We start from the raw sequence: 953 nt of genomic DNA on the forward strand, positions 1-953 counted from the left end.
ACTACATCAGCATCGGTGAATGGAAGGGCACGTCCCTGGATAGTCAGGTCGGAAGCTTCATTAATACTATAGAAATCAATATAACTGTTCCCGTCATAAGTCAGTCCGTCAAAAATTTTGTCATAGGTATTGGTCGCCCCTTCTATGTAGCCAATCAGCGTTTGTTTGAATGCGCCCCCTGCATTGGTCAGGTTAAGCCATAAACGGTGTTTTTCCATCGATGCAGATTTGGAAGTTTTGCCCGGTTTGAAAAACTGAGAATTGCGGGTTCCTCCATAACGCATTTCATTGGTGAACTCAACATTCCCCGATCCGGATTCTGCACTGGCAAAAAACGATTGGCCTGCGCCTATATAACCCGTTGGCTTTAATCCGTTATCTGCTCCGCTAACATTATGGTTCGGATCACTCGGAGCCGATGCAACTCCTCCTGTAAGGTTGTAGCTCGCATAATCGTCTGAAACATAAGCATACTTTGGACCAACTAATTTGATAGCCGTATTGTGCGTCCAGAAATAGACTGTCCCTCCTAAGATACCTCTGTTATTAACATTATCATACAAAAAGGCATCGGCATGGATGGCCGAAGGATAAGGATTCCCGATCAGGTAATATTTATCTTTCTCCATGTACTGGCTGCTGGTGATCACCCCATTATTAGGCCTGCCTGTAAAAGAGAGCGTCTGGGCATAACTTGCACCACTCCAAGACTCGCCGTTTGGATAAGTGACATTTGGCTCCGGAACACGAATGATATAACCGATTCCGGGCTGCATAACACCCGAAGAAAGCTCTTCTTTCCAGACATCGCCCGTATAGGACAAATATTTGTCCCAACGCGTATTAGGAGAAAGGCTGTAAAGCGTCTGGCCTGCTACCGGCGAGGACCAATACGTAAAATCGTAACGCTTCATCGGCTGAGAAGATCGCTTGTAGATGATTGATCCAGAGTT

Annotated in this window: 1 pseudogene; it reads right to left on the reverse strand. The window is 45.9% G+C overall.

The window, feature by feature from the left end:
* Window positions 1–953, reverse strand: a pseudogene (locus GXM17_RS21385) (T9SS sorting signal type C domain-containing protein); the annotation flags it as partial.

It is taken from the genome of Flavobacterium fluviatile, from assembly GCF_010645065.1.
In the GTDB taxonomy this organism is placed as follows: Bacteria; Bacteroidota; Bacteroidia; order Flavobacteriales; family Flavobacteriaceae; genus Flavobacterium; species Flavobacterium fluviatile.